The organism is Bacillus cereus group sp. RP29 (genome assembly GCF_040459765.1).
GTDB classification, from domain to species: domain Bacteria; phylum Bacillota; class Bacilli; order Bacillales; family Bacillaceae_G; genus Bacillus_A; species Bacillus_A paranthracis.
Genome location: NZ_JARVHN010000001.1, coordinates 2,038,605 through 2,064,633, shown reverse-complemented (window position 1 = coordinate 2,064,633; position 26,029 = coordinate 2,038,605). Strand labels below are relative to the sequence as shown.

The following is a 26,029-nucleotide window of genomic DNA, read 5'->3' as shown; positions in this document are numbered from 1 at the left end:
ATACTTAATGAATAGTTGTAAAAATTATACTCATTACTTATTTAATAATTAACATCTCATAAGGGTGTTGTTCCATAAATCTGTTCTCCCATGGAATATCTAATGACGTCCAATTTGAACCGCCATCTACCGACTTATAAACCCCTTTATTACTAAATAAATAGAACGTTCCATCACTTGTTGCCTTTAATACTGGTATGATTGTGCCCTTAGGAGTTGGTAAACCTGCATTCATTTCTGACCAAGGCTGATCTTTTTCTTTCTTATAAATAAATGATTCACAATTTCCATTATTGTAATCGTGTGCTACGTGTGGATTTGAAGATGTCGCGATAATAATATTTTCTGGATCATTTGGATTAACTGCCATTTGATATGCGTAATGATGCTTTAGCCCACTACACATATAGTTCCACGTCTTACCTCCATCATTACTCTCCGCATACTCTTGACCTGGTTCTTTCAAGAATGAATCACCTAACACCCCGTATAAACGATTTGGAGCATTGCGATGTGATGTAAGAATGTGAATATCTTGAGGGTAGTTCCCCTCTTTTTCCTCAGTCCACGTCTTACCTCCATCTACACTTTTAATTAATCCCCCAACCTCAATCGTTGTATATATAGTTTCTGAATTATTAGCATCAATTTCAATATGTTTTACGTGGTGCGTATATGTTCGTTGAGGAAAGAACCATGATGAATACGATGGCATTTGTCGATAATCCGTTAGCAGTTCAAAGCTGTCTCCTCCATTTTTAGATACAAACATGGCGCTCGGTTCAGTTCCTACATATACGATCCCGTTACCGTCATCTCCCTTTGCTGGAGATACAGCAACTGCTGTAATAGCTCTCATATGAATAGCATTAGCTGGGAACACTTCACCGAAGGAAGGTAAAGTTCCAATCGCTTCCCATGAACTTCCTCCATCTTTACTTCTCCATAATCCTCTATCAAAAGTACCACAATACATTCTTTCTGAATCGTATGGATCTAAAGCTAACGCAACTGGATTCGCACCTACAAACTGTGATTGGACACTCCATGTTGAGTCTTTTTTTTCTGCAATTACAAGCTCTCTATCAAACGCTAATATAAATTTTTCCATAACTAAAATCTCCTCGTTTCATAATATATCTACTGTATTATTTAAATTTTCGCCATTACAATTTAAGAGGCGAATTTTATATGCTATAGCATATAAAAGATAAAATTTATAATCAATATGTGATTAAAAACTTACATTATATATTTTGTTAATTTCACATCAGTGCGATGAACAAGATACCCTGTTCACTCATATAAGTCCATATGCCACCTCCAAATAACTTGCAATATACATGCTATAGCATACATATTATAGAATGCATGATTACATGGCAAACTTTAATACTGTCTTAGAGTAAGTTCTCTACATAGCCAAAAGCAATTCAACAGCCATAATATAAACGCTAATCAAATAAACAGAAACATTTTATTGAATAGAAAATAAAAAAGAGTGCAACTTTGCACTCTTTTTACTCATTCTTTAATCTTAGAAATCAAAGTTATCAGGGTCTGGACCAACGCGGTGATTTTGGTTTAACGCATCGATTTTTTCCATATCTTCTTTCGTTAATTCAAAGTTAAATACATCAGCGTTTGCAATAATACGGTGTTCTTTCGTTGATTTTGGAATTGTAATTACTCCATTTTGAAGATCCCAACGTAAAATCACTTGTGCTGTTGTTTTACCGTATTTCTCAGCAATTGCCTGTAATGTTTCATTATCTAATAATTGACCTTGCATTAGTGGTGACCATGCTTCCATTTGAATACCTTGTTCTTTACAGAAAGCTTGTAATTCTTTTTGTGTTAAACGAGGATGGTATTCTACTTGGTTGATCATTGGCTTAATTTCTGCATCTTTTATTACATCTTGCAGGTGATGAATTTGGAAGTTACTTACGCCAATTGCACGTACACGCTTTTCTTTATAAAGCGTTTCTAACGCTCTCCACGTATCTTTATATTTCCCTTCTACAGGCCAGTGAACAAGATATAAATCTAAATAATCTAGTTGTAATTTTTTTAAACTCTCTTCATATGCAGCAATTGTTTCTTCGTATCCTTGGTCTGCGTTCCATACTTTTGAAGTGATAAATAATTCTTCTCTTGAAATTCCAGTCGCTTCAATACCAGCGCGAATTCCTTCACCTACAGCTGCTTCATTTCCATAAATCGCAGCTGTATCGATGCTACGGTATCCTGCCTTAATTGCTGATTTAATTGCTTCTACAAGCTCTGGTCCTTCTTCTACTTTAAATACACCTAAACCAAACCAAGGCATTTCTACACCGTTATGCAATGTTGTTGTACTTTGTAAGTTTTTCATTATATTTTCTCTCCTTTTATTTTACTTGATCTCGTTTTTCTAATGACATGCTCCATGCTGTTAAAATAACAGCACCTACTACCATAATGCCGCCTACCCAAGCAGTATGAATTAACCCTAACGAATTCGTTACAATACCACCTAAATAAGCACCAAGAGCAATCCCGGCGTTAAACGCCGCAATATTAATTGCCGATGCAACATCGACAGCACTCGGTACAAATCGTTCAGCTAACATTACGACATATACTTGTAACCCTGGAACATTCATAAATGCGAATAGTCCCATAAAAATAATTGTGATTAACCCCGCTACCTTAAATGGTGCTGTAAATGTTAAAACAAATAATATAATCGCTTGAATAAAGAACATGTAAAATAGCGCTCGAATCGGATTATGATTCGATAATTTCCCGCCAATCACATTCCCTATTGCAATGGCGATTCCATACACTAATAAAATGATAGTAACCGTATTAGCTTTAAATCCTGTTACTTCTTGTAATAACGGAGATAAATACGTAAATGTTACGAATGTTCCCCCATATCCTAATGCAGTAATGATGAAAACTAGTAACAGTCTTCCGTTTGTAATTAATTTAAACTGATCGCGGAATGATACAGACGCACCTTTTTTCATATTAGATGGAATGAGAATACTATTTGCGATTAAGGCAATAATTCCAATTACTACAATTGCTAAAAATGATGTTCTCCAGCCAAATTGTTGACCAATAAATGTTCCAATTGGTGCTCCTGTAATAGTTGCAACTGTTACACCAGTAAACATAATGGCAATGGCGCTAGCACGTTTATTTTCTGGTACAAGTGCCGCAGCAATCGTTGAACCAATTGACATAAACACACCATGCGAAAGTGCAGAAACAATTCGCGCAATAAGTAATACAGTGAAACTTGTTGCGACAGCTGCAATTCCATTACCAATAATGAAAATAATCATAATCCACATTAATAACGTTTTTCGTGACATATTAGCTGTTAACGACGTTAATACCGGAGCACCAAATGCTACGCCTAACGCATATAAAGAAACTGTTAAACCAGCTGTTGTCACCGACACATGTAAATCTTCCGAAATAGATGGTAATAAACCGACACTAACAAATTCAGTTGTCCCAATCCCGAACGCACTAATTGCTAGCGCTAATAACGCAAATATACTTCTTCGATTCGTCTGAACTTCTGAAGACGATGCTGTATATGAATTCAATTGATTTCCCCTCTTCCCTATAATTCCTATCATAATAGTGCGATAAAAAGGCCTTTTTATCTTTCAAAACATATATTTAATCTCTACAAACGCTATTATGAATGGTTTCATTCTCTTTTTAAAGAACGCACTTTAAAGTACTATAGATACTTTTTAGTACCGTAAAGCTTGTCTCTCTCCTACATGTACTATTATGAAATATATTTAACATAATGAATAGTACGCACTTTAAAGTGCTGTAGGTACTAAAAAGTAACATAGTTAATTACTAGTACCATAAAGCTTGTTTCCCTCTCACATGTGCTATTATGAATCATATTTAACATAATAAAAAGTACGTACTTTAAAGTACTATAGGTACTAAAAAGTAACATTTATATAACCTAGCTTATTTTGCTCCAAAATTAACATCTACATTCAACGAAGAAAGGTTTCATATGGAGAAATACTCTCTTCCTAGAGAGGCGACTTTAGAGGCTATTACTTGAAAATGTAAAGGATCATGTTCATTATCACAAACAAATAATAAAAAAGGCAAAAACGAACAGAAATATGTTCATTTTTGCCTTTTTATTAATTCATTAAAATGTACGACTTTTGGAAAGGAAATCTTTATCGGCTCCCGTTACACCACTTTGCCCCCAGTTTCCTGGAATCATTTCACGAATAAGAATTAGCACTTTATCCAAAGGTGCATGCGTATATTTAGAGGTTAATTGTGTAAGCTCATTTACCCACTTATCCTTCGTCTCTTGATCAAATGTATTCCATATATCAATCTTAATAATAGCCATTCCATCAACGTTACCAGACGATGTATCGTAGGACTCTTTTGTCTCCCAATTGGACACCCTACTTTTCTCAGCAAAGGTAGCATCACTTGCTACAGCCCCAGCTTTCCCCCAATTTTCTTTCTCAAGTTCCGTTATCAACACTTGAATTTTGTCAGGGACAATTTTTAATCGTTTTATTGTAAGTTCCGTTACATTATAAATGAATTCCTTCTTTTCTTCTGTTGACATCGTTGGCCAAGTATTTAGTTCAATTAATGGCATAGTATTGCCCCCTAAAATTAATTATCTATTCACTAACTACAGCTATTGATTCAAATGATTTTTAACTGCTCTTATTACCAATTCGTGATCTTCTTCTGGTGGTAGTCCTGATACTGTTATCATTCCAATAACCCCTACGTTTTTTACTCTGATAGGAAAACATCCACCAAACGCAGCATATTCTGAAGTATCTAAAAGATATTTTTCATTATATAAAATTCCAGTTATTTCACTTTGTATCTGCATATAATACGAGCTACGATCATGCAGGGAAACGACTCGCTTTTTACGCTCAATCCATTTCGTATTTTCCGCATTTGTCCCTGTCATCTTGAAATGAAATAATTGCACACCGTTTTTTGTTATATCAACAGCAATCACTTTACCCTCTTGCTTTGCTGTTTCCACGATAAATAAACCTAGTTGCAACGCATCTTCATTTGTAAAAGAGGAAAATTGAAGTGTTTCCTCCTCTTTTAAAATTTGTTTACTTATTTCATTCAAATTTGAAGAACTCATATTTTTAACCTCCATAATTGTTTTATGCCACACCGACATTTTTTTGAAATTATTAGGCCATATCGTACAACCTTTTAAACAATCTGAATCTAAATAAACTGTTATAACATCATTGGTAATTAGTACCGAAAAGCTTGTTTTCTTCTTACTGGTGCTATTATGAATGATATTCAAAATTATAAAAAGTACGCACTTTAAAGTGCTATAGGTACTTTAAAGTACTATTTTACTTATCCCTATCTTACAGAGACTACTATGAAATATATTTAACATCTTAAAAATGTATGTACTAAAGAATAATATTTTTCATATCAAACTTTTTTGCTCAATGGCTGTAATGCAAGCCCATCAAATTTTTGTATAAAAACAAACGAAAAATAAAAGAACCTAGCCGATACTAGATTCTTTTCTTATCTACAAAATACTCTTATATTTCTTTTGAGTTGTTAAAAACGAATTAGAATAGAACTTCAACTAAAGGCCCATTTTAATTACAGTAAAAGATTGGTGAAACGATACATTACACCACCTAAAAATAGGAGGTAACAAAAATGAGTGAAAAAACAGCAGGCTTTTCACAAGTAAATCACGTCGGAATTACAGTAAGCAATTTAGAAAAATCTATCGTTTTTTATGAAGCATTAACAGGTAAGAAAGTATCAAACATTGATGAAATTGGCGGAACAAGAATGGCGCAAACACAAGGACTTGAAGATACTCGTATTAAATATGCCAATCTACACTTAGACAATTTGAACATCGACATTCTAGAATACGTTGCCCCTAAATCAGATAAAGCATCTTACTCAAATGATCAAATTAGTGCGATGCATCTTTGTTTTGAAGTAGAAGATATCGATGCCGCTGTAGAACGTCTAAAAGCAATTGGGGTAGAACCAGATGGAGAGCCAATTATCTTCCAAGAAGAAGATGGCTTGAAATCTGGATTTGGTACAGGCGTTGCCTACTTCCGTGATCCAGATGGTACTAATTTAGAGCTAATTGCTCCAAAAGGTCCATTTAGACGTGAATAATTAAAACAAATTAATACCGAAACAGTCACCTTATCTCTGAAAAGGTGGCTGTTTGTTGATAGATTAAATAAAAAGGACAAACTCTCCAACGTGAGAAGTTTGTCCCAAAATAGATATTTCATATTCCACTACTTTGACACTAAAATCAAAAATCGTGAATTAGAATAATGACTTAATACTTGCTAAAACAGTAAGTACACCTACAATAATAACAAATACGTTACTCATTTTCCCTTTGTACTTAGCTAATACCGGTACTTTTTGAATCGCATACATCGGTAATAGACATAAGATAGCAGCAACTAATGGACCGCTTAGAGAATCAATAAGTCCAAGAATACTTGGATTTGTATAAGCAACAAACCAGCATGATAATACAACAAAAGTAAGGATTATTGTCTTAATTGTTTTTTCTTCAATATCTTTTCCACGTGATTTACCAAACTTAATAATCATGTCACGCATTACTTCAAATGCTCCGATATAATGGCCAAGGAATGACTTTGTAATAGCCACAAAAGCAATAATTGGAGCTGCAATCGTGATTACAGGCGAATTAAGCTCATTCGCAAGATATGAAAGAATTGATAAGTTTTGTTCTTTTGCCATTTTTATATCCTCTGGAGTCAAGCTCAATGCGCTACTCCAAACGAAGAACATAACAACAGCGAATGTCATGATATAACAAACCTTTTGTATTTGCGCACATTTCGCATCAGTGGCTTCGATTCCATACGTAGCTCTCTGTTTCACAACAAATGATGAAATCATAGGTGAATGATTAAATGAGAATACGATGATTGGTAGAATCATCAATATCGTCCCAAAATAGCCTGTTCCTGTTGAAGCAGTTGAAACAGCTGAAAAACTAAGCATTGACGTATTCCACTGTGGAATTAAAGATATTGCGATAAACAGTAGAGAAACGATGAAAGGATACACTAACATACTCATTACCTTTACAGTAATATCTTGACCAAAATTTAGTATAGCGATAAGACCAAGAACTAATACAAGTGATAAAATTGCTCTTGGAGGTTCTGGCATGTGCAATTGATGCACGATAAAACTACTTGCAGTGTTTGTAAGCGCAACCGAATACATTAGTACGATTGTATAAATTGAACCGAAATATACGATGTTAAAAATGATACTCGCTTTATTTCCAAAATACTCTCTAATTGTACCTGTGATCCCCTCATCAGCAGAATTAGAAGCGTATATCATTTTAGCAAGCGCCCTATGTGAGTAGTACATAACTGGATATGCAAGCAATGTAATTAGCAGTAAAGATAATAAACCACCTGAACCTGCATTAATCGGTAAAAAGAGCACCCCTGCTCCAATTGCAGTTCCAAATAGACTGAGTGCCCATGTAGTATCCTGCTTATGCCACTTTTTCGGATCTGCATATTGCTCATTGTTTAGTGCGGTATTTTCAGCTTGAACTTCTATTTTCTTTGCAGTATTCCCGTTCATATAATAACTCCCCCTTGTATCTATTCCTGCATCTCTCTTTGCATCTAACAAATATTCCCTTTCCGGAAAATGAATTCCTTACAAGTTGCCCCACATTGTATGTCCTTCATCATAATGAATCCAAATTGAAACATTCGCTAATTAGCGTCCTAATATAATTGTTAGCGTTCACAAAAAAGTTTACTCGTAATATCCGCTCTTTATATAAAGACCCCTTAAGAGAACAATATAGAATAGACTTCATAAATACGTTGCAACATTTCTAATAACAGTGTATTACTTTAATGGTTTCTCTTTTTTACTTTTAACAGTAATTTTAGCTAAACCGGCCTCTCTTCATTTGCGAGGCATTTCTTTCTCAATTCTATACATTAACTTTCATAACTTCGGTAGCACTGATAATATTGCTTACACAAGCCACTGAAGCACATTACATTCATTTCGCCTCTAATCACACACCTTTCTTACTAATAATCGCATTTTTTATATTTTCTCCAGAGATAATAAAATTTCTCTCGACGCCCTCATTATAACGTGTATATTTATAAAATTAATATTTTTATATTTTCAGAAATATTAATTGGATATAATTTTACATAGATAACATTTTACAGTTCGCATGCAACCCTTGTTCCTATCGCTTAAAACTGAATGAATTAGCATAAAACACAGTCACATATTATTTATCCAAGTTACTTATTATAAAGATACTTATATTCTTCTTTGTCAAAAAAATTTATTTTAATTTAAAAAGATATTCTAACAAATAATTAATGTGGTTAAAAAGAAATATCTTTTTGAATATACCAACCAATTTTCAGGATATATATTATCGACATTGCATTCATATACATTTTTAGGAAGCTACCTTTTACTTGATGGCAATAAGAGGACCGCTAACATTTTACAAAAACCTACGCTAAACGCAAAAATACAATAAGCTGCCCATATCGGGCAGCTTATTTACATAACAATTGTTATCAGAGGTGTGCAAACAACTGAATGCAATGTAATCTTAATTCGAGTTTTTTCAACTCTTCTTCAGGAATATTGCTATATTTATAATGAATCGTTTTTATATCATTTCCTTAGAGATGATATTATTGATTATTGCACGATTCAACCTATTAAAAGCAAATCATGTAATCTTTAAAATCCTTCGTTAACTAGCTCTTTTATTGAGTTTAATTTTGAAGAAAGCTCGATAAACCATTCTTCGTCTCCTGTTAATAATGCAAGGTCTATCAGATAAAGGATTTGCTCCTTATTGATTACCTTTGATTCAGGAAGTTTGTTAACATGTTTACTAAAGAGTAAAATCGCTTCGTTTATTGTGTACTTGTCGTCACGTTTCACAATACTAACTGTAACTATATCTTCCGCTTCATCAAGTGATACAATGTAACCAACTATGAATTCGCCCTCATTTGATATTCCACGAACCCAATCTCCTACTTTTAAAACTTGATTATTATTTGACATCATACTTTTTCACCTTCTTATAAATATTTTTTGTGACGATAAAAACGAAATTAAACTGTAATATTTTCCATTACATTTCAATGGTAAGAACTTACGTCTCTATATAACAAGTAAGCCACTTAACGTTCTTGATTGATAAGATCAACAACTTCTTTCATTGTATAATTCTTTAAGTATTCACCTAGATGTTCTTCCGCACCTAAGAAAATAGTGAACAGCACTTTTCGCATGTTTGAACCTACAATACACTGATCATTTGATTCTGGGCACTTAGGCTGCAATGCACCTTCAGAGGTTATTTGATAAATATGCCAAAGATTAACTTCATCTAAATCTCGGGCGAAAATAAAACCGCCACCAGTCCCCTCTTTCGATTGTATAAACTTATGTTTTTTTAACAAACTTAGCACTTTGCGAATGCGTACTGGGTGAACCCCCGCACTTTCTGAAATAGCATTACTTGTTGACATCCTGTCTGGCTGTAAAGCTAAATAAGTTAAACTGTGTATGGCCAAAGTAAAGTCGCTGCTCATTGTTTTCCTCCTACGATCAAAAATATTATTTCTCCTATATTAACATACTGTAGCCATAAATATTACAGATAGGTTAGCCAGACGTTAAAATATATAAGAACCACTCTTAGCATAAAGAAATAGATTCCATAACTCCCTTTAGCTTTTTAAGTTAAACATACATTTAAAGACTCCATTGTTTCTTCACTTGCTCTTCTGCCAACTGTTTAATTTTTGTCCATATCGTATCTTTGCTTACAATAACATTTGTTTGATAATTTCTATCGTTATAATTGACTGTAACACATACTTCTATCATTTCCTGCTTCCTCCTTTCAAACAAATTTCTTATCTATATTTAAGTCCTGAAAAGTCTTGGATTTAGTTATAATCTCTAACCTATAACTTCATTTTTTTGATAATCATATTTAAAAATCCCACTGTTTTTTGACTTGTTCTTCTGCCAATTGTTTAATTTTTGTCCACACCGTATCTTTGCTTACAATAACATTTGTTTGATAGTTTCTATCTTTATAATTCACTGTAACGCATACTTCTATCACCTTCAGTTTCCTCCTTTCAAAAAATTTCTCTCTCATACCATTACTTATTAATTAGCCAACTTTTGCAGTTCAATATTTAAAAATGTTCGAACGCTACGTGGTAAAAATTTACGAATTTCTTCGTCATTAAAACCAATCTGTAATCTTTTCTCGTCCAGCATAATTGGGCGACGCAACATTAGCGGATGCTCAATTATTAATTGATAAAATTCATTCAGCGAAAGCTCATCTATATTTATATTTAAGTCTTGAAAAGTTTTGGATCTAGTTGAAATTATTTCAGTGGCACCCTCTTCAGTTAAACGAAGAATGGATTTAAGTTCATCCACTGTCATAGAATTGGATACGATATTTTTTTCAGTATAATCAATTTGATTCTCTTCCAGCCATGCTTTCGCTTTTCGGCATGAACCACAGCTTGCTGTTGTATATAAAACCACCATATTTCACTCACTCCTTTAATGTTCTTTATAAAATGTACACTTTAAATATCGTTTGTTGAAATGTATTAAAAAAAATTACAGTTTAGAATCAAATTCACGTAATGTTAGTTATTCGGCAATGTTTCGTTTATTTTTTACTACTCAGTTCTTTGCATGCTTCTTTTATAAAATAGTTGAAACTACATTTTACAGATGATGACAACTCACTTCTTAAATCTATACTGTAATTTTAAACCTTACAGTTCTATTAATCAAATGTTAAGTCTTGGATTAATTAATCATTTTTTGTGAATGTCCCCATAGTGTTATGCCGACCCATTCCAAATGCACTTCAAAGTACATTTTATTCATTTCTTACTTACATGTGTTAGTATGAACGATATTCCGCATAATAAAAAGTACGTACTTTAAAGTGTTATAGGTACTAAAAAGTAACATATAAACTTTCTAGTGCAGTTCTACATCGGTTATTATGAACGATATTTCGCACAATAAATAGTGCGCACTTTAAAGTGTTATAGGCACTAAAAAGAAATAATTTTATTATTAAAGCGTATGTAAGTCCAAAACTGTAATCTACATTCATCAAAGGAGTTTTTTTATGAAGACATACAATATTCCTGTAGAAGCGACTTTAGAAGTTATTGGCGGAAAGTGGAAGGTTGTTATTCTTTGCCATTTAAAAAAAGGAACAAAAAGAACGAGTGAATTAAAACGTTTAATGCCTGGTATTACACAAAAAATGTTAACACAACAATTACGGGAACTAGAAGAAGATGGTGTAATCCAAAGGAAAGTATATGACCAAGTGCCACCGAAAGTAGAGTATTCTTTAACGGATTACGGTTCGTCTTTAGGAGCCATACTTGATTCCCTCTGCACTTGGGGAGAAGTTCATCTTGAAAAAACCGGGAACACATCCATGCTGATTACAGCAGATGAATAATAGCTGTTCCTACTATATTGAAAACAGAAAATAGGTTGAGGCAATACGTGCCCCAACCTATTTTTTATACCTCTTTATAACTTTTTGCAGTAATAACTGTTTCGAATTCAAAGGTTTCCGGCAAATGATCGGCGTAAGAGTATTCAAAAGTGCGTCCATCCGTTAAGTAGGCCACCTGTTCCACTCTCATTAGGAAATCTTGATTTGTTAAGTTCATAAACTGCTTTTCTTTATCATCCGGGCGAATTCCTTTAACCCTAACAACGGATGTTCCCACTTGAAGACCTAGTTTATTTTGAATGTGGGAGTAGATTGATTCCTCTAAAACAGAAACATCAACACCTGGAATGACCGAAATCGGCATCCATGTATGCTCCATAATCGTTGGAATACTGTGAATGATGCGGAGGCGGATGATTTTATATACAAAATCCCCTACTGAAATACCCAATTTTTCAGCAATGACTTCATCGGCACCGACAATCGTAAACTCAATAATTTTACTTTCTACCTCACTGCCATAAACAGCTTTTGTACCTGTTAAAGTTTGAATCATTCGCGCCTTTTCTTGCTGACGCCAATCTTGAACGACCGTTCCACTTCCGCGCCGGCGAATGATGTAGCCGTCTCTAACTAACAGATCCAGCGCCTTTTTTATAGTAAGGACAGAAACATCAAATTCTTCAGCAAGGACGGGGCTACTTGGAATTTTTTCGTTAATCTTATATTCGCCGTCTAAAATTTGCTGTTTCATTTTTTGATAAATGCCGAGGTATTTTACTTGTGTGGATCCGCTTGCCATTTCCATACCTCCTTTATGCTGTATTCCCTCTTCTATTCATTTAAGTTTAAAGCCTCAAGTTTGTAAACGGAAGGTGATGGCGCAGCAAATCCGTTTTCTAAGATTTCAATATTCGTTACCGCTTCTTCGTCTTTCACAAGCTTTGGTGCACCATTTACAATTGTTTCATACGCTGCATCATAAAAACGACCGTAATCACCAAGCGGCGTTTTAATTTGTTTTTCAATCCAATCACCGTTTGCATTGCGATATTTCGCAATTCCATAGTACATCGGCGAATCTTCACCAAATCCTGCACTCTCAGGCATAATACCCGCTTTCAAATCATTTTCCTGCTGATCTTCACCATATTTAATAAACGATCCATTTGTTCCATGAACGATAAAGCGCGGATAATCTTTCGCTACAACATGGTTCGTTTTCAATTTAATTTTCAACTTATTTCCGTAATGTAGACCAACATCGAAATAATTATCAACCGCACCTTCCACTTCATTATTACGAATATCGTATGTCACCGTATCTGGACGGCCAAACAGTGAAATCATACGGTCCATCGTATGAATACCTAAACTGTAAAATGAACCTTCTTCTTTCGGACCTTCGTGAGTGATTGAACCAGGACGGAAATAATCAATATGTGATTCAATCTCGACAATATCACCAAGGAATCCTTGTTCCACAACTTGCTTCACCGCTAAAAAATCACCATCAAAACGGCGGTTTTGATAAGGCATAACTACTACACCTTTTTCTCGTCCTAAAGCTAATAATTCTTTCGCATGTCCCACTGTATCGCAAAATGGTTTTTCCACAATAACTGATTTTCCAGCAAGTATAACTTTTTTCGCTAATTCGTAATGCGTATGTGCTGGCGTACAGACCGTCACCACTTGGATTTCTTTATCATTCAACAATTCGTTCAAATTAGTAGTGAAACTAACACCTTTTTCCTTATATGGAGCCGCTAATTCTTCATTAATTTGGCGAGCAAAAATCGTTTTTACTTTTATATTTTTACGTATATTCACATACGGTAAGTGATAGCGGTTAGCTGATTTTCCAAATCCAATAAAGCCCATTGTTAATGTCATATTCTTCAACTTCCTTGCTCATAAATTTTTGATTCTATATTTATTATATATTTTTATCATTAAAAGTATATAGTTTTGTTTTTAAAATTATATATAAAAAAGTCGAGATGGAAATCATTTTCTGATTCCGATCTCGACTTTAAGTTATAGACTTATGTTCTACCATCATTTTATTTACACTCGATGAGTAGTTACAGAGCTGCTTCATTACATGCTCTTATTCATACATATAAGAACGTGTCATCGGAATTGTATCGTTAATACCTTTTGTAAATACAAATTGATGTAAATCAATATTACCTGTAAAGAACGAAGCTGCACATGCATTTAAATATAAGCGCCACATACGAATGAATCGCTCATCTTTCGTTTTGCGAACTTCCTCCAGTACGTTTTCAAAATTTCGAGCCCAATGCTGTAATGTTTTCCCGTAATGTCTACGTAAGCTTTCCACATCAACAATGTAAAATTGTTCGTTTGTCATGTTCGTGATTAATTCGTTAACAGCAGGAACATATCCGCCAGGGAATATATATTTTTCAATCCAACCATTCGTAGCACCACCATTGGCCGGAGAAGTAATACAATGAAGTAGCGAAATCCCACCATCATTTAGTAGTGCATTCACTGTCTCAAAGTATTGTGTAATGTTGTCTTTTCCTACATGTTCAATCATACCTACACTAACAATTTTATCAAATTTACGATTCTTAATATCACGGTAATCAAGTAAAGATACTTCAACTAAATCCGTAAGTCCCTCTTGTTTAATTCGTTCGGAAGTCTTAGCATACTGTTCCTCACTTAACGTTACTCCCATCGCTTTCACACCGTACTGCTTAGCGGCAGCTGTAATGAGCTCACCCCACCCGCAACCAATATCTAATAGCGTATCACCTTTTTGAAGGTTCAACTTTTTCAAAATATGATTCACTTTATTATCCTGAGCTGTCGTTAAAGAATCTTGCTCATTTTGGAAATACGCACAAGAATATGTCATTGTTTCATCAAGCCATAATTTATAGAAATCGTTCCCAATATCATAATGATAAGCAATATCATCTTTATTTTTTTGTTTTGAGAAATTCCATTTACTTTTGAAATATTGCAACTTACTATCACCTAAAAAGCTATCCTGCCTTTTATAAATAGATTGAATTGCTTTTTCAAGATTCCCTTCTATTTCAAGATCCCCATTCATATATGCTTCACCGAATGCAATAGAAGGATCCTTAGCAATCTCTTTTTTTGAAAGCGGCTTATGGAATGTTACATGAAATTGAGGTTCCCCTTCTCCATATTGTATTGTTTCTCCATTCCAAAGTGTAATTTGAACTGGATCTGAAAAAAGATTTTTAAGTATTTTTTTATAAAAAAGTTCTTCAACCATATAAACATCTCCTACTAAAAAATTGAACAAAAAACTATACTAGTTAATAAGTCTTTTTGAACATAGCTTAAAACCGTTATGACTTCTTGCTACGAGTGTCATTATAAAACGGTTATATTATGAAGCATAGTACGTACTTTAAAGTGATGAAGGCACTTTTAAGTACCTATGAAAACTTTAATCCATTATTCATCACGGCTAAAACAACTGCTATTCTGGTATAGATCCCTACTTTTCACCGTAGTAACTTTCTAAAGTTTTATACTGAAAAAACACCACCTCATCAATAGGTGGCGTTTCAATATTACATATATAGATTTCACTTAACTTTACTATTTTTTCTATCTATGCATCGTTCTCCCCATACGGTCAATTGATTTAATACATTTTGCAAAGACCACCCATAATCAGTTAAGGAGTATTCTACTCGGGGTGGAATTTCTTTATAGATTTCACGTGTAATCACACCATCATCTTCTAGCTCACGTAATTGTTGCGTCAACATTCTAACAGAAATTTCAGGAATTAGACGCTGCAACTCGCTCGTTCGCTTCGTTCCTTTCGTTAAGTGACATAAAATGACGACTTTCCACTTTCCCCCGATAATTTCTAAAGTTGCTTCTATCGGTATATTGTATTGTTTCACACGATCTCCCTCCTTTTTTCTAAATTTCTTCTCTATTGTTACGTAAAAACAAATAATTTTCTATACGGCACATTTTAGTTCCTACAGCACAAAAAAGTACCTATATTACCAAAAAGTAATTATGCCGTTTAAAAATATTTCTATATACAAAAAGAAAAACGAACGTATTCTCGTTCGTTTTTTTCTTGTTTATTCTGCTGTAATGAGCATAGACGTGTTGCCATTCTTTTCAAGATGATGTTCTCCCCAGTTACAAAGAGAATCGAGTATAGCATCTAAAGAATGACCGTATTCCGTTAACGAATACTCTACTTTTGGCGGCACTTGGTTATACACTTTTCTCTCGATTACACCATCTTCTTCTAATTCACGTAATTGTTGCGTTAACATCTTTTGTGTAATACCAGACATTAATTGTTTTAATTCGCACGTTCTCTTTTTATCTTTCTTTAAATGACAAAGGATCACTACTTTCCACTTCCCACCGATAACCTGTAAAGTCGCCTCTACAGGAATATTGTATGTTTTCATATAAAAATCTCCTTTAATAATGTGATAAGGCAAGTAAGCTAAAGATTTAAATATTACTTTTAAGTATCTATAGCACCTTAAAGTACGTACTTTTTATCCTATTAAACATGTTTCATAATAGCATACGTAAACAGCAGATGAGTAGTACGGCACTAAAAAGTACCTGTATTACTTTTTAGTATCTATATCACTTTAAAGTACGTACTTTTCATTATGTAAAATACATTTCATAATAGCATTTGTAAGAGTTGAGTGAGTCATGCAGTATTAGAAATTACATTCTTGTCCCGGTACTTTAAAGTGAGTATTTTTATCATACATTTTGTCCGACGATGAAATGACATATTTTCATTTTCACATCCATTCACAATGATGAATTAATTTTCAAATACATTTTAGGAGGATATTAATAATGAGTAAATTACTAAAAGAAAAAATTGGTTTTGGTACAGCACCACTAGGAAATATGTACCGTAATATTCCAGAAGAAGAAGCAATCGCTACAGTGGATGCTGCTTGGGATAATGGCGTTCGTTACTTTGATACAGCTCCGCTTTATGGATCTGGTTTAGCAGAAATTCGTCTTGGCGAAGCACTATCAAAAAGAAATCGTGATGATTACTTTTTAAGCACAAAAGTCGGTCGAACGATTTCAGATGAACTAGAAGATCCATCTGCACGTGATTTAGGTGAAAAAGGCGGACTTTTCGAATTTGGCCGCAAAAATAAAATGATCAATGACTATAGTGCAGATGCAACACTTCGTTCTATCGAGCAAAGTTTGAAACGTTTAAAAACAGATCGTCTAGACTTTGTTTTCATTCATGATTTAGCACAAGACTTTTATGGTGATGAGTGGATTTCACAATTTGAAACAGCTCGAACAGGAGCATTCCGTGCACTAACACGTTTACGTGAAGAAGGCGTTATTAAAGGCTGGGGACTTGGAGTAAACAAAGTAGAATCAATTGAACTGATGCTTGATTTAGAAGAAGCGCAGCCAAATATATCCTTACTAGCTGGTCGTTATTCATTACTAGACCACGAGCGTGCATTACAACGAGTAATGCCTGCGGCTGTTAAGCATAATATGGATATTGTTGTTGGTGGCCCATATAGCTCAGGTATTCTTGCTGGAGGTGCTCACTTCGAATATCAAAAAGCATCACCAGAAATCATTGCAAAAGTTGAGAAAATCAAAGCTCTTGCAGATCGTCACGAAATCAGTATCAAAGCTGCTGCATTACAATTTTCACTAGCGAATCCAGCAGTTGCTGCCGTTGTTCCTGGTGCAAGTAAACCGGAACGAATTGTAGAAGACCAAAACGCCTTAAATACAGTAATTCCAGCAGTATTCTGGGAAGAAATGCGCGAACAAAAACTAGTAGCACCTAATGCACCACTACCAATCAACGTAAAATAAATTGAAACCTTAATCAGTGGGGCAATCCCCACTGATTATTTACCCGCAAATACCGGGATGAAAAGGAGCGTAATGAACATGGCACAGACTACTACATCTATGGAAATTTTCGGTTCACCTGAACAAGTATGGCAATTAATCGGAGGTTTCAACTCCCTTCCAGACTGGTTACCTTATATACCTAACAGTAAATTAACGGAAGGCGGTCGTGTACGTCACCTAGCTAATCCAGATGGTGACACGATTATAGAACGATTAGAAGTATTCAATGAGAAAGAACGATACTACACGTATTCAATCATGAATGCACCATTCCCAGTCACTAATTATTTATCTACAATCCAGGTGAAAGAAGGTACTGAAAGTAACACATCGGTAGTAGAGTGGTCTGGTACGTTCACTCCTGTTGAAGTTAGTGATGAAGAGGCAATAAACCTTTTTCATAGTATTTACAGTGATGGACTGAAAGCATTGCAACAAGCATTTCTAGATTGAGCTATTAAAAACAATGAAAAGCAAAGCGATATCGCTTTGCTTTTTTATAAAATCCCTTTTAACTTTTCACCAATTAACTTCGCTACATACTCATAGCCTTCTGGTCCAAAGTGTAGCCCATCTCTTTCATCATTTTCTACAAACCTTTTATAATTCCGTTCTTGAATCATTTCAGCATACAAATTTAGAAAATAGCTTCCTGTTTCTTTCGCCACTTCCTCTACCACGTCTGCATACTGACCGAGTACTTCATTTGTTCTATTATGCTGTCTTTCTTCATCAACTGGGGCAGGACTAATAAGCAGTACTTTACCTGAAGAAATATGGTTCACAATCTTCTCTAAATTTTCTTTGTATGCTTGTAATGACCCTTGCGAAAAAGAGACTGCATCATTCGTGCCAAGAAAAACTGTTACGAAATCTGGTTTATGTGATAATACATCTTCTTTAATCCTTTTTAACGCATCAAACGTATTATCACCTGGAACACCTGCATTCACTACGTTCCAATTCGGAAACATCTCTCGCAAACGTGGTGTTAACCTCGGCGTTCCATTGAAAAACACTTCATCAGCTGTAATACTATCCCCAAAGCATACTAACGTTTTCATAAAACTAACTCTCCTTTTACGTATGAAACAACTTTCCTTCTACCGCCTTAATATATCTTTCAGCAGAACGTTCCACTGCCTCATTTGCATGTTCTTTTACTACTCGATGAAAAGCGTTGTATAACCGATTAAACTGTAACGGCTTCACTCGATTCACCATTTCTTCCACTTTTCTCGCTGGTAATGGAATTAAGTTTGGATAGCTGTACATAAAGCTTACCCATCGTTCATCCGCTACAACTTGAATAATATCACCTGTTAACAAAATTCCTTTCCCATCATTACCTTCTTCCCAATGTAAGACAGATCCACCTTTAAAATGACCACCTAAACGATGAATAACCAATCCATCCGCTAATTGTAAAGACTCACCAGACCAATAAATAATACGACTACTCGGGCGCATCACCCACTCTTTATCATCTTCGTGTATATAAATTGGTACATCAAATGTCTCTGCCCATTCTACTTGTGTTGAATAATAATGAGGATGAGACAAGGCAATTGCATCTAGTCCACCAAGCTCTTTTATTTTCGCAATTGTCGTTTCATCTAAATAAGTAATACAGTCCCATAGTAAACGATATGATTCTGTTTTCACTACATATGCCGTTTGACCAATCGCAAATCCTGGTTTTGTTGTAATACTAAAAAGCCCATTTTCCTCTTCGATTATTTCATTTTTATATGTATCACTTGTTTGTAAGCTTTCTAGCGTCGTCCAAGACTGCCCTTTCGGATTTACATATTGTCTCTCTTCATCACAAATATGACAACTCACTGGTTCTTCTACACCCGCTGCATACTGCACGCCACACGTTGTACAAACGAAATTTTTCATCATAATTTCCCCTATCCCTCTATTTTTATTAAGCTGATTTTTGTTGATAATGATCTGCTTTTTTATTTTCAATTAATAAACTGATAAAAGTAAGTAAATAAACACCTGTAACGGATAATGGAATGACAGTAAATCCTTTTTCTGCAAAAAGAATCCCGCAAACTGACGTTACGAATACAGTCCCTACGGATAATAAACCATAACTTTTGCTTTCATAAATCCATACGTACGGGATAAAATGAACACCTATTAACATCGCTACTACAAAAGGTAACCATTCTGGAAATTGAAAATAGGCAAGTAATACAAGCGGAATATTCAATACATTTATCCCACCAATTAATCCTGCCAAAACCCCTAACGGGTTTCCTTTCGCAAACATATCAATTTTCAATATAGCAGCTATCATTAATCCAAAAGGAAACACACATCCCATACCGATTAAATATACCCACACCACTTGTTTTTCAGAAAGAACAAAGCCCATTATACTCATAACTATCCAAAATAAAACACCAGCTAATATAATCGGTAATCCTCGCTTCGTTTTGATTGCTAAATCCTTTTTCGCTTCTGAAACATTCATTTCACGATCCCCCCAAAAATATTTGTACTATAAAGTCACCTCAACCTCGTCCATCCAATAACGCCAAGCTGCTAAATAATCTTCTAAATCTTTCGGGTGGTGCCGTAAACATGTATCTATACGCAAATATAATCCTATGACTATTTCTTCATATAAATCACGGTCTTTTTTATGAAATACACATTGTTTCATCGCATAATCAATCGTTTCTTTCGTTACATCTTCCGGGGTTGAACAGAACGCATAAATTAAATCGTATATAGGATCTCCTAACACTGGTAAAGGATCAATTACACCATGCAGCTTATTCTCTTGAAATATAAAATTATGAAATCCAAGATCACCATGCAGTAAAAATGGATGATTTATTCCAGTCCCTCTATTTGGGCTATTTGCTAACTTAAGAACTGTTCTATACTCTTCCTCACTTATGTAACGTCTTACATTTTCATAAGCTTCCATCACATTTTTCGTTAAAAATGCACTCCAAGATTGAACCGGACTTTCTTTCCAACCCCAGCCATCTATACGTGAAACTATTTCATACTTATTAATAACTTCTTTTACAAGGGTACTAAGCGTAATTCTTTTTTGTCCTCGTCCGCACGAAGTACTACCTTCAAGGAAAGAATACACAATATATGTATGTAAAGGTTCCTTATACAAAAGATTTGCAAACAAAGTATTCCTTTCATAAAAAGAAAGAAAAATAGCTTCTTCACGTATTACTTCCGCTTCATTAAGTTTTACAACGTATTTTTCATCCAACAAATATACAGTACTTGCCGTTCCCCCGTTCAGCACTTTTACGCTAGTTGGATAATGTGAAATCACTTTCTCCTTAACTAGTTGTGCAGCGATTGTTGAAATGTCCATTCCCTCACCCTTTAATCCCGAAGATTTCTTCAATTCAAAAGACAACTTTACTATTATTTGACAAACATAAGGGAATTCCTCCTAAAAATCTTAATATAACAAAAAATAATTTTATTTCATTGCAACTGCTTCCTTCAATATTTCATCAAATAATTCATTCCATTTATGATAATGTGATACAATTTCTTCACTCCAAATGATCTTCATTTAATCTAGTAATTTCTATTAAATTATCTCTTTCTTTTAACTTACGAGCTAAACTTTCTACACCAAAAACTTCTGTAAATGTGTGGCTACCTACTATTAAGTTAATGCCTTTAAATTTCGCATGTTGCACTGTGTATAATGTTTTTTCTCCAGTTATATACGTGTCACACCCTTTTTCTAATGCACGTTCAATCAAATTTGTATTGTTCCCTGCACCAGTTAAAATCGCAATTCGTTTTACTGGTTTATCATGGTTTCTCCAGCTCTTCACTTTCTCTTCCATTTTTTCTTCAAGTCTTTCAACCAAGTTTAAAAATGCAATCGGTGCTTTAAATTCTCCTATTCCAGGTAATTCCTCTTCCTCATACGTAGAGTATTCTAAAATTGTATCTATCGCAATTTCATTAAATAATGATGTACACGTACCAAATTCAATAAAATCTAAAGGCAAATGAATCCAAAAATGATTCATTTCATATTGTTTTAATTTCTCAATACAAGCCTCTTCCATTCCAAATAAAAAACTCCACGGTGCATGATGTGTAACTATCATGTCGATTCCATTTTTATACCCTTCTTCAATCGTCTCTAACGTCAAATTTGTTGTGTAACCAATTTTGTGAAATTCATCTTTACTTATATGAGTAAATCCATATTCACCATCACCGTATTTATGAAGATGCTCTCCAAATAATGATGTTATATATTCATTAAACTGCGTTATATTCATTTTTATTTCTCCTTTCATTTACTTTTATATTTCAAAAATAAGGAAATACTAACAACAACGTTACATACATATAGGAGGACAATATGAAACCTGAATTTTTAAAAGCTGTACATGATGCCATCGGAAATGTCGAACACATTCATATAGAGGAAAGCGGTGCTGACAGCTTACTCATCCATCATGATGATGCACAGCAGTTACAACAAGTCGCTAAAACGTTAGAAAATAACAATTTCCGCTCTGCTTTAAGAACAACTGGAGATGCTTCGTATATTGAAGTATTGAACAGATAGTGAAAGTCCGGATGTATGCCGGGCTTTCTTTTTTATAGTAAAACTTCAAACTCTTTCACATACACAGCTGTACCAGCAATATCTATTTGTAACTTCTCATTTTCTACATCTTTCGTTACATATACCGTTACACGACCATCTTTATGTATTTCTTGCCCTTGTTCAACGATTAACTCCATTTCATGGTCAAAATCTTTCTCCACATACGTCGCATAATATGCTCCCATTACACCTGAAGCTGTTCCTGTCACGGGATCTTCAATCGTTCCAGCATAAGCTGATGAGAAATGACGCCCATGCATATGTACCTTTTCGTCATAAGTTTCTAGACAAATTGGGTGAATAGAAGCGTTAGGTATTTCTTTTAATACCGATGGAAACACCTCATTGTTAGGTTTCATTCTCTCACATACATCTAGATTTTTAACCGGTACAATTACGGTCCAGTTCCCCGTACTTCCATATACAATCGGTAAACTTACATCTAAATCATTTACTTCTAAACCGATACTATGAGCTAATTTTTCTTTTGAACCTGTAAATTCTTTAAACTGAGGTGCTGCCTGCCTCATTTTAATAAAGGTTTCTCCATTTTCATTTACACCTATTTGTATCGGTAAAATCCCGGCCTTCGTTTCAATCGTAAGGCTTGCTTTCTCTTCTAATAAACCTCTTTCACGCAAGGCAAATATTGTCCCAACTGTCCCATGACCACATAAATCCATTTCAAAACCAGGTGTAAAGTAGCGCATTCTTATATCTCCTACTTCTGAGGAAAGAACAAAAGTTGTTTCGTTAAATCCAACTTTTTCAGCAATACGCTGCATTTCCTCTTCTGTTAATCCATCTGCATCTAATACAATACCTGCTGGATTACCCATATTCGGTTTATTCGTAAATGCGTCATAATGAAATACGTTTATAGTCTTCATCTTCTTTTCTCCTAACCTTCTTTAAAAATTTTATAATAAAGCTCTATCTCCGTTTTCAACGAACAATTATTTCTCCAAAATATTCTCTGCATCTTTTCATTTGAAGTATGTGCGCTTCCGATGTAATAAGTAGCCCCTATTTCCTTTAACATATGTAAAGATTGAAGATGCAGCCGGGAAGCAATTCCTTTCCCACGATAACAAGGCATTACCCCAAAATAAAATAATCGTCCTTCACTTTCTGTTCCAGTTTCTATATGCGGTATGGACATACCAATCAGCTCATTTTTATCATAAAAAACAATACATGACTTTTCCCAACCCTTACCTAACTCTGTTTGTACAGAATAAAAATGTTCATCGATAGTTAAAATTGAAGTTTGATTCCCTGAACCCGACATACATTGTTCCCAAATATATTTAAATTCTTTTTCCGATAACGTTCCTTCTGCTATTGATCGATATGTATATTGTCTTTCAAGTTCTTCTATATTGTTCAATTCTCTACATACTTCTACCTTTGCTGCGTGCAAAGAAAAACCTGCATCAAGTAACACCCTCACACTTGAGTTATAACTACTAAACCTTTTGTTTAATACAATACTCGCTCTTTTTAACTCCCAATTAAAACAAACCTCTTCAAATCTACTTATCTTTTCTTTATATGTTTGTACGTTATACAAAACATCTTCTTCTATTTCTTCAATCGTTACTGCATGTGGTAAGCCATTTAATACTTTTTTAGAAGGGCCAAACAAATTCTGAATGATTGCAAGATCGTATATCACCACTTTAATTCACCTACACCTGGCTCAATAAACTTCCCTGAAACATCCTCATTTGAATCTATTATCCAATCATATATATTTTTTGCTCCTTCAGCCGGGGTCATATTCGCATCAAAAGCACCAATTTCAGTCTTTAATTTTCCAGGGTGAATAGCAGTTACACGAATTCCTTTATCCTCAAACTCTTGTTGTAAACAGAGCGTTAACATGTTTTGTGCAGCTTTAGCAATTCGATATGAATATGAGAAATGGCCTTGCGGAAACTCTTTGTTGGCCATTTTATGCAATGAACCTAACCGAGAGGACACATTTATGATTCTCGGATGATCCGATTTAGCTAAAGCCACATATGTACCTTTTACAGCTCGAATTACACCTAAGCAATGAATATTAAATAAGTCCGTTAACTCTTCTGAATTCGTATGTAAAACCTCAGTCTCCTTTCCAGTAATTCCTGCGTTATTTATAACTAGATCAATATACTCTGTATATTCCTCAAGCTGTTTCTTAATTTGTTCTGTACTTTCATCAGCCGATAAGTCTGCTAATATAGGAAAACATCTGCAACTAAACATTTTCTTCAATTGTGTTAACGCAACCTCAGTTCTAACTAACGGATAAACGATATGTCCATTTTCATGAAACACTTTTACTAACTGTAACCCTAATCCGCGATTTCCACCTGTAATTAGAACTCTCATATATTCATCTCCTTATTTTTAAAATAAATAAGAAAATCCATCCACTTACCATTCTCTAATGAAAACGCCTCTCTCTTGCATTCAAAAGAAAAACCGGCTCTTTCCGCAAGACGAACGGATGGCTCATTATCAACACGTATATGTAATTCGATTCTATGAAAATGAAGACGATTAAAAAATAACGATACTGCAGCTTTCACACTTTCCATGCCATATCCGTTTTTCCAGTATTGATTATGTATGGAATATCCCATCATCGCCCATTGATAGTCCATACGTAAAATTTTAATCAGCTCTAGCTTACCAATATTAGCTCCGTCTTCTTTACGAAAAATACCTAATACGTACATCTCATCTCGATGTGCTGCTTCATCAAAGCCCCTTATCCATTCCGTGAACCATTCTTTCGTTGATGATGCCATAACTTGATAACCATCGTCATATTTATACTGCGATGGTAACCTCTTATGAAATCCATCTAACCAATTTTCATAATCATCATTTTGGAACGGACGGATCATCAATCTCTCTGTCTCTACCTGTAATAGCGGTAGCTTCATTTACATCTCTTCCCTTAATTAATATTTGAATATTCTTTATTATCTTACACAAAATACAAAATCTAGTAAATTATTATGTTTTTGATAAACAATGACCTGTTAAACTACAATATTGATTTTTGAGAAATACAAAAGGAAACCCTGTTCTGAAGGGTTTCCTTTTGTCATCATACTCTCAATCTTATCTGTAATTTAAACCTTTGTATTCTGTCTTTAATATTCCATACACATCAACATCTTCATATGTATTTAATAAAAGTCTATTTTTTCTCAATGTGCCTTCTTTACGTAAGCCCGACTTCTCTAACACTTTAATTGATGATCGGTTTCTAGAAATGGCAGATGCCCAAATTCTATTTAAACCTAATTCGATAAAACCAAATTGAATTATTCTGTTTACAGCCTCAGTTGCAAAACCCTTTCCCCAATAATTCTTACCAATCCAATAACCAAGTTCACCTCTATTGTTACCCTTGTCAATTCTTAGTGTAATTGTACCTACAATTTCTCTTGATTCTTTAGAGACAATTCCTAAAGGGTATTCAATTCCTTTCCTTATAAGTTCTGGTTGCATATCAACCCAATCTTGCGCGAACTCTAATTTATATGGGTGCGGAAGGCCAAGAATATTAGCTAATTCCTTATCATTAGCTAACTCTTTAATTCTAAACACGTCATCATTAGTAAAAGGTTCTATACATAAATGCTCAGTTTCTAATTTTATAGCCATAGTTTCTCCCCCTAGTACTGAAATTAGTTAGCTCCCTTTATTTTCAATATTACACTAAAAAAACATAAAAGGTTTTAAATATTTACAATATCAACCAACAGAATCATAAACAAAAAATCCAGTTATGCTTTATACATAACTGGATTCCTCAT

The 26,029-nt window shown here is 34.4% G+C and carries 31 protein-coding genes; 5 read left to right on the top strand and 26 right to left on the bottom strand.

Annotation, left to right across the window (positions count from 1 at the left end; all coding sequences use genetic code 11):
* Positions 1–37: 37 nt before the first annotated feature.
* From QCI47_RS10875 to QCI47_RS10855, 5 genes are all read right to left on the bottom strand, one after another.
* Positions 38–1,111 (bottom strand): WD40/YVTN/BNR-like repeat-containing protein, encoded by a 1,074-nt coding sequence (locus QCI47_RS10875; protein WP_353811776.1) that lies wholly within the window; start codon positions 1,109–1,111, stop codon positions 38–40.
* A 426-nt stretch (positions 1,112–1,537) separates the two neighbouring features.
* A complete protein-coding gene (locus tag QCI47_RS10870) occupies positions 1,538–2,377 on the bottom strand; it encodes an aldo/keto reductase (protein ID WP_000793586.1) in 840 nt (279 codons plus the stop codon).
* 16 nt (positions 2,378–2,393) lie between these two features.
* Entirely contained in the window at positions 2,394–3,608 is a 1,215-nt protein-coding gene (locus QCI47_RS10865; protein ID WP_001089895.1) for an MFS transporter, read from the bottom strand.
* Between the two features lie 581 nt (positions 3,609–4,189).
* Entirely contained in the window at positions 4,190–4,663 is a 474-nt protein-coding gene (locus QCI47_RS10860) for a tautomerase family protein (RefSeq protein ID WP_098671914.1), read from the bottom strand.
* A gap of 42 nt (positions 4,664–4,705) precedes the next feature.
* On the bottom strand, positions 4,706–5,221 hold the full coding sequence (locus tag QCI47_RS10855; RefSeq protein WP_141543446.1) for a heme-degrading domain-containing protein: 516 nt from the start codon (positions 5,219–5,221) through the stop codon (positions 4,706–4,708).
* 512 nt (positions 5,222–5,733) lie between these two features.
* Between QCI47_RS10855 and QCI47_RS10850 the strand changes: the two genes are divergently transcribed.
* Entirely contained in the window at positions 5,734–6,216 is a 483-nt protein-coding gene (locus QCI47_RS10850; protein ID WP_001291681.1) for a VOC family protein, read from the top strand.
* A 159-nt stretch (positions 6,217–6,375) separates the two neighbouring features.
* Here QCI47_RS10850 and QCI47_RS10845 read toward each other — a convergent pair whose 3' ends face one another.
* From QCI47_RS10845 to spxA, 6 genes are all read right to left on the bottom strand, one after another.
* The gene (locus QCI47_RS10845) at positions 6,376–7,695 is read right to left on the bottom strand and encodes an aromatic amino acid transport family protein (RefSeq protein WP_001014180.1); all 1,320 of its coding nucleotides are present in this window, start codon (positions 7,693–7,695) and stop codon (positions 6,376–6,378) included.
* Between the two features lie 1,149 nt (positions 7,696–8,844).
* Entirely contained in the window at positions 8,845–9,180 is a 336-nt protein-coding gene (locus QCI47_RS10840) for an IDEAL domain-containing protein (RefSeq protein WP_000987468.1), read from the bottom strand.
* Positions 9,181–9,296: 116 nt separating this feature from the next.
* Positions 9,297–9,710 carry an Rrf2-family transcriptional regulator SaiR gene (gene saiR / locus QCI47_RS10835; protein WP_000093217.1) on the bottom strand — a complete coding sequence of 138 codons (414 nt, stop codon included), beginning with the start codon at positions 9,708–9,710 and terminating at the stop codon, positions 9,297–9,299.
* A 163-nt stretch (positions 9,711–9,873) separates the two neighbouring features.
* Positions 9,874–10,008: a BA3454 family stress response protein gene (locus tag QCI47_RS10830; RefSeq protein ID WP_000573531.1), complete on the bottom strand. Its 135-nt coding sequence runs from the start codon at positions 10,006–10,008 to the stop codon at positions 9,874–9,876.
* Positions 10,009–10,117: 109 nt separating this feature from the next.
* Entirely contained in the window at positions 10,118–10,252 is a 135-nt protein-coding gene (locus QCI47_RS10825; RefSeq protein WP_000573519.1) for a BA3454 family stress response protein, read from the bottom strand.
* Between the two features lie 47 nt (positions 10,253–10,299).
* A complete protein-coding gene (gene spxA / locus QCI47_RS10820; RefSeq protein WP_000261183.1) occupies positions 10,300–10,695 on the bottom strand; it encodes a transcriptional regulator SpxA in 396 nt (131 codons plus the stop codon).
* A gap of 601 nt (positions 10,696–11,296) precedes the next feature.
* Here spxA and QCI47_RS10815 point away from each other — a divergent pair.
* A complete protein-coding gene (locus QCI47_RS10815; RefSeq protein ID WP_000860835.1) occupies positions 11,297–11,641 on the top strand; it encodes a winged helix-turn-helix transcriptional regulator in 345 nt (114 codons plus the stop codon).
* Positions 11,642–11,705: 64 nt separating this feature from the next.
* Here QCI47_RS10815 and QCI47_RS10810 read toward each other — a convergent pair whose 3' ends face one another.
* The 5 genes from QCI47_RS10810 to QCI47_RS10790 form a co-directional block, all read right to left on the bottom strand.
* Positions 11,706–12,443 carry a GntR family transcriptional regulator gene (locus tag QCI47_RS10810; protein ID WP_000146304.1) on the bottom strand — a complete coding sequence of 246 codons (738 nt, stop codon included), beginning with the start codon at positions 12,441–12,443 and terminating at the stop codon, positions 11,706–11,708.
* A gap of 32 nt (positions 12,444–12,475) precedes the next feature.
* Positions 12,476–13,537: an oxidoreductase gene (locus tag QCI47_RS10805; protein WP_214328233.1), complete on the bottom strand. Its 1,062-nt coding sequence runs from the start codon at positions 13,535–13,537 to the stop codon at positions 12,476–12,478.
* A 217-nt stretch (positions 13,538–13,754) separates the two neighbouring features.
* Positions 13,755–14,927, bottom strand: coding sequence for a cyclopropane-fatty-acyl-phospholipid synthase (locus QCI47_RS10800; RefSeq protein ID WP_098671917.1), 1,173 nt, complete (start codon positions 14,925–14,927; stop codon positions 13,755–13,757).
* Positions 14,928–15,246: 319 nt separating this feature from the next.
* Complete coding sequence (locus QCI47_RS10795) at positions 15,247–15,573, bottom strand: winged helix-turn-helix transcriptional regulator (protein ID WP_000816333.1); 327 nt, start codon at positions 15,571–15,573, stop codon at positions 15,247–15,249.
* A gap of 189 nt (positions 15,574–15,762) precedes the next feature.
* On the bottom strand, positions 15,763–16,104 hold the full coding sequence (locus QCI47_RS10790; RefSeq protein WP_000860838.1) for a winged helix-turn-helix transcriptional regulator: 342 nt from the start codon (positions 16,102–16,104) through the stop codon (positions 15,763–15,765).
* 412 nt (positions 16,105–16,516) lie between these two features.
* Here QCI47_RS10790 and QCI47_RS10785 point away from each other — a divergent pair, with 412 nt between their 5' ends.
* Complete coding sequence (locus QCI47_RS10785; RefSeq protein WP_309422862.1) at positions 16,517–17,527, top strand: aldo/keto reductase; 1,011 nt, start codon at positions 16,517–16,519, stop codon at positions 17,525–17,527.
* A 78-nt stretch (positions 17,528–17,605) separates the two neighbouring features.
* Positions 17,606–18,022 carry an SRPBCC family protein gene (locus QCI47_RS10780; protein WP_000079489.1) on the top strand — a complete coding sequence of 139 codons (417 nt, stop codon included), beginning with the start codon at positions 17,606–17,608 and terminating at the stop codon, positions 18,020–18,022.
* Between the two features lie 44 nt (positions 18,023–18,066).
* On the opposite strand, the gene QCI47_RS10775 is transcribed toward QCI47_RS10780, so the two are convergent.
* The 5 genes from QCI47_RS10775 to QCI47_RS10755 all read right to left on the bottom strand — a co-directional run bounded on the left by QCI47_RS10775 (position 18,067) and on the right by QCI47_RS10755 (position 21,873).
* Complete coding sequence (locus QCI47_RS10775; protein ID WP_000855219.1) at positions 18,067–18,633, bottom strand: SGNH/GDSL hydrolase family protein; 567 nt, start codon at positions 18,631–18,633, stop codon at positions 18,067–18,069.
* Between the two features lie 16 nt (positions 18,634–18,649).
* A complete protein-coding gene (locus tag QCI47_RS10770; protein WP_001992904.1) occupies positions 18,650–19,477 on the bottom strand; it encodes an MBL fold metallo-hydrolase in 828 nt (275 codons plus the stop codon).
* A gap of 25 nt (positions 19,478–19,502) precedes the next feature.
* Positions 19,503–20,060, bottom strand: a complete 558-nt coding sequence (locus QCI47_RS10765) for a DUF7010 family protein (RefSeq protein ID WP_001102937.1) — start codon at positions 20,058–20,060, stop codon at positions 19,503–19,505.
* 27 nt (positions 20,061–20,087) lie between these two features.
* Positions 20,088–20,936 (bottom strand): aminoglycoside phosphotransferase family protein, encoded by an 849-nt coding sequence (locus QCI47_RS10760; RefSeq protein WP_098671922.1) that lies wholly within the window; start codon positions 20,934–20,936, stop codon positions 20,088–20,090.
* 187 nt (positions 20,937–21,123) lie between these two features.
* Positions 21,124–21,873: a Nif3-like dinuclear metal center hexameric protein gene (locus QCI47_RS10755; RefSeq protein ID WP_048557280.1), complete on the bottom strand. Its 750-nt coding sequence runs from the start codon at positions 21,871–21,873 to the stop codon at positions 21,124–21,126.
* A gap of 83 nt (positions 21,874–21,956) precedes the next feature.
* Between QCI47_RS10755 and QCI47_RS10750 the strand changes: the two genes are divergently transcribed.
* A complete protein-coding gene (locus QCI47_RS10750; RefSeq protein ID WP_000801653.1) occupies positions 21,957–22,166 on the top strand; it encodes a hypothetical protein in 210 nt (69 codons plus the stop codon).
* Positions 22,167–22,198: 32 nt separating this feature from the next.
* Here QCI47_RS10750 and QCI47_RS10745 read toward each other — a convergent pair whose 3' ends face one another.
* From QCI47_RS10745 to QCI47_RS10725, 5 genes are all read right to left on the bottom strand, one after another.
* Positions 22,199–23,098, bottom strand: coding sequence for a PhzF family phenazine biosynthesis isomerase (locus tag QCI47_RS10745; protein ID WP_076873430.1), 900 nt, complete (start codon positions 23,096–23,098; stop codon positions 22,199–22,201).
* Between the two features lie 11 nt (positions 23,099–23,109).
* Positions 23,110–23,886 carry a GNAT family N-acetyltransferase gene (locus QCI47_RS10740; RefSeq protein WP_000638674.1) on the bottom strand — a complete coding sequence of 259 codons (777 nt, stop codon included), beginning with the start codon at positions 23,884–23,886 and terminating at the stop codon, positions 23,110–23,112.
* Positions 23,883–24,587, bottom strand: coding sequence for an SDR family NAD(P)-dependent oxidoreductase (locus QCI47_RS10735; protein ID WP_001264490.1), 705 nt, complete (start codon positions 24,585–24,587; stop codon positions 23,883–23,885). Before QCI47_RS10735 ends, QCI47_RS10740 begins: the two co-directional genes overlap by 4 nt.
* Positions 24,584–25,147, bottom strand: coding sequence for a GNAT family N-acetyltransferase (locus QCI47_RS10730; RefSeq protein WP_000775364.1), 564 nt, complete (start codon positions 25,145–25,147; stop codon positions 24,584–24,586). Before QCI47_RS10730 ends, QCI47_RS10735 begins: the two co-directional genes overlap by 4 nt.
* A gap of 181 nt (positions 25,148–25,328) precedes the next feature.
* On the bottom strand, positions 25,329–25,877 hold the full coding sequence (locus QCI47_RS10725) for a GNAT family N-acetyltransferase (RefSeq protein ID WP_000985516.1): 549 nt from the start codon (positions 25,875–25,877) through the stop codon (positions 25,329–25,331).
* Between the last annotated feature and the right edge of the window lie 152 nt (positions 25,878–26,029).

What these genes read in the sequence shown, in the direction of transcription:
- QCI47_RS10875 (WP_353811776.1), bottom strand. Translation starts at nt 1,111, where the DNA reads ATGGAAAAATTTATATTAGCGTTTGATAGAGAGCTTGTAATTGCAGAA.
- QCI47_RS10870 (WP_000793586.1), bottom strand. Translation starts at nt 2,377, where the DNA reads ATGAAAAACTTACAAAGTACAACAACATTGCATAACGGTGTAGAAATG.
- QCI47_RS10860 (WP_098671914.1), bottom strand. Translation starts at nt 4,663, where the DNA reads ATGCCATTAATTGAACTAAATACTTGGCCAACGATGTCAACAGAAGAA.
- QCI47_RS10855 (WP_141543446.1), bottom strand. Translation starts at nt 5,221, where the DNA reads ATGTCGGTGTGGCATAAAACAATTATGGAGGTTAAAAATATGAGTTCT.
- QCI47_RS10850 (WP_001291681.1), top strand. Translation starts at nt 5,734, where the DNA reads ATGAGTGAAAAAACAGCAGGCTTTTCACAAGTAAATCACGTCGGAATT.
- QCI47_RS10845 (WP_001014180.1), bottom strand. Translation starts at nt 7,695, where the DNA reads ATGAACGGGAATACTGCAAAGAAAATAGAAGTTCAAGCTGAAAATACC.
- QCI47_RS10840 (WP_000987468.1), bottom strand. Translation starts at nt 9,180, where the DNA reads ATGATGTCAAATAATAATCAAGTTTTAAAAGTAGGAGATTGGGTTCGT.
- saiR (WP_000093217.1), bottom strand. Translation starts at nt 9,710, where the DNA reads ATGAGCAGCGACTTTACTTTGGCCATACACAGTTTAACTTATTTAGCT.
- QCI47_RS10830 (WP_000573531.1), bottom strand. Translation starts at nt 10,008, where the DNA reads ATGATAGAAGTATGTGTTACAGTCAATTATAACGATAGAAATTATCAA.
- spxA (WP_000261183.1), bottom strand. Translation starts at nt 10,695, where the DNA reads ATGGTGGTTTTATATACAACAGCAAGCTGTGGTTCATGCCGAAAAGCG.
- QCI47_RS10815 (WP_000860835.1), top strand. Translation starts at nt 11,297, where the DNA reads ATGAAGACATACAATATTCCTGTAGAAGCGACTTTAGAAGTTATTGGC.
- QCI47_RS10810 (WP_000146304.1), bottom strand. Translation starts at nt 12,443, where the DNA reads ATGGCAAGCGGATCCACACAAGTAAAATACCTCGGCATTTATCAAAAA.
- QCI47_RS10805 (WP_214328233.1), bottom strand. Translation starts at nt 13,537, where the DNA reads ATGACATTAACAATGGGCTTTATTGGATTTGGAAAATCAGCTAACCGC.
- QCI47_RS10800 (WP_098671917.1), bottom strand. Translation starts at nt 14,927, where the DNA reads ATGGTTGAAGAACTTTTTTATAAAAAAATACTTAAAAATCTTTTTTCA.
- QCI47_RS10790 (WP_000860838.1), bottom strand. Translation starts at nt 16,104, where the DNA reads ATGAAAACATACAATATTCCTGTAGAGGCGACTTTACAGGTTATCGGT.
- QCI47_RS10785 (WP_309422862.1), top strand. Translation starts at nt 16,517, where the DNA reads ATGAGTAAATTACTAAAAGAAAAAATTGGTTTTGGTACAGCACCACTA.
- QCI47_RS10780 (WP_000079489.1), top strand. Translation starts at nt 17,606, where the DNA reads ATGGCACAGACTACTACATCTATGGAAATTTTCGGTTCACCTGAACAA.
- QCI47_RS10775 (WP_000855219.1), bottom strand. Translation starts at nt 18,633, where the DNA reads ATGAAAACGTTAGTATGCTTTGGGGATAGTATTACAGCTGATGAAGTG.
- QCI47_RS10770 (WP_001992904.1), bottom strand. Translation starts at nt 19,477, where the DNA reads ATGATGAAAAATTTCGTTTGTACAACGTGTGGCGTGCAGTATGCAGCG.
- QCI47_RS10765 (WP_001102937.1), bottom strand. Translation starts at nt 20,060, where the DNA reads ATGAATGTTTCAGAAGCGAAAAAGGATTTAGCAATCAAAACGAAGCGA.
- QCI47_RS10760 (WP_098671922.1), bottom strand. Translation starts at nt 20,936, where the DNA reads ATGGACATTTCAACAATCGCTGCACAACTAGTTAAGGAGAAAGTGATT.
- QCI47_RS10755 (WP_048557280.1), bottom strand. Translation starts at nt 21,873, where the DNA reads ATGAATATAACGCAGTTTAATGAATATATAACATCATTATTTGGAGAG.
- QCI47_RS10750 (WP_000801653.1), top strand. Translation starts at nt 21,957, where the DNA reads ATGAAACCTGAATTTTTAAAAGCTGTACATGATGCCATCGGAAATGTC.
- QCI47_RS10745 (WP_076873430.1), bottom strand. Translation starts at nt 23,098, where the DNA reads ATGAAGACTATAAACGTATTTCATTATGACGCATTTACGAATAAACCG.
- QCI47_RS10735 (WP_001264490.1), bottom strand. Translation starts at nt 24,587, where the DNA reads ATGAGAGTTCTAATTACAGGTGGAAATCGCGGATTAGGGTTACAGTTA.
- QCI47_RS10730 (WP_000775364.1), bottom strand. Translation starts at nt 25,147, where the DNA reads ATGAAGCTACCGCTATTACAGGTAGAGACAGAGAGATTGATGATCCGT.
- QCI47_RS10725 (WP_000985516.1), bottom strand. Translation starts at nt 25,877, where the DNA reads ATGGCTATAAAATTAGAAACTGAGCATTTATGTATAGAACCTTTTACT.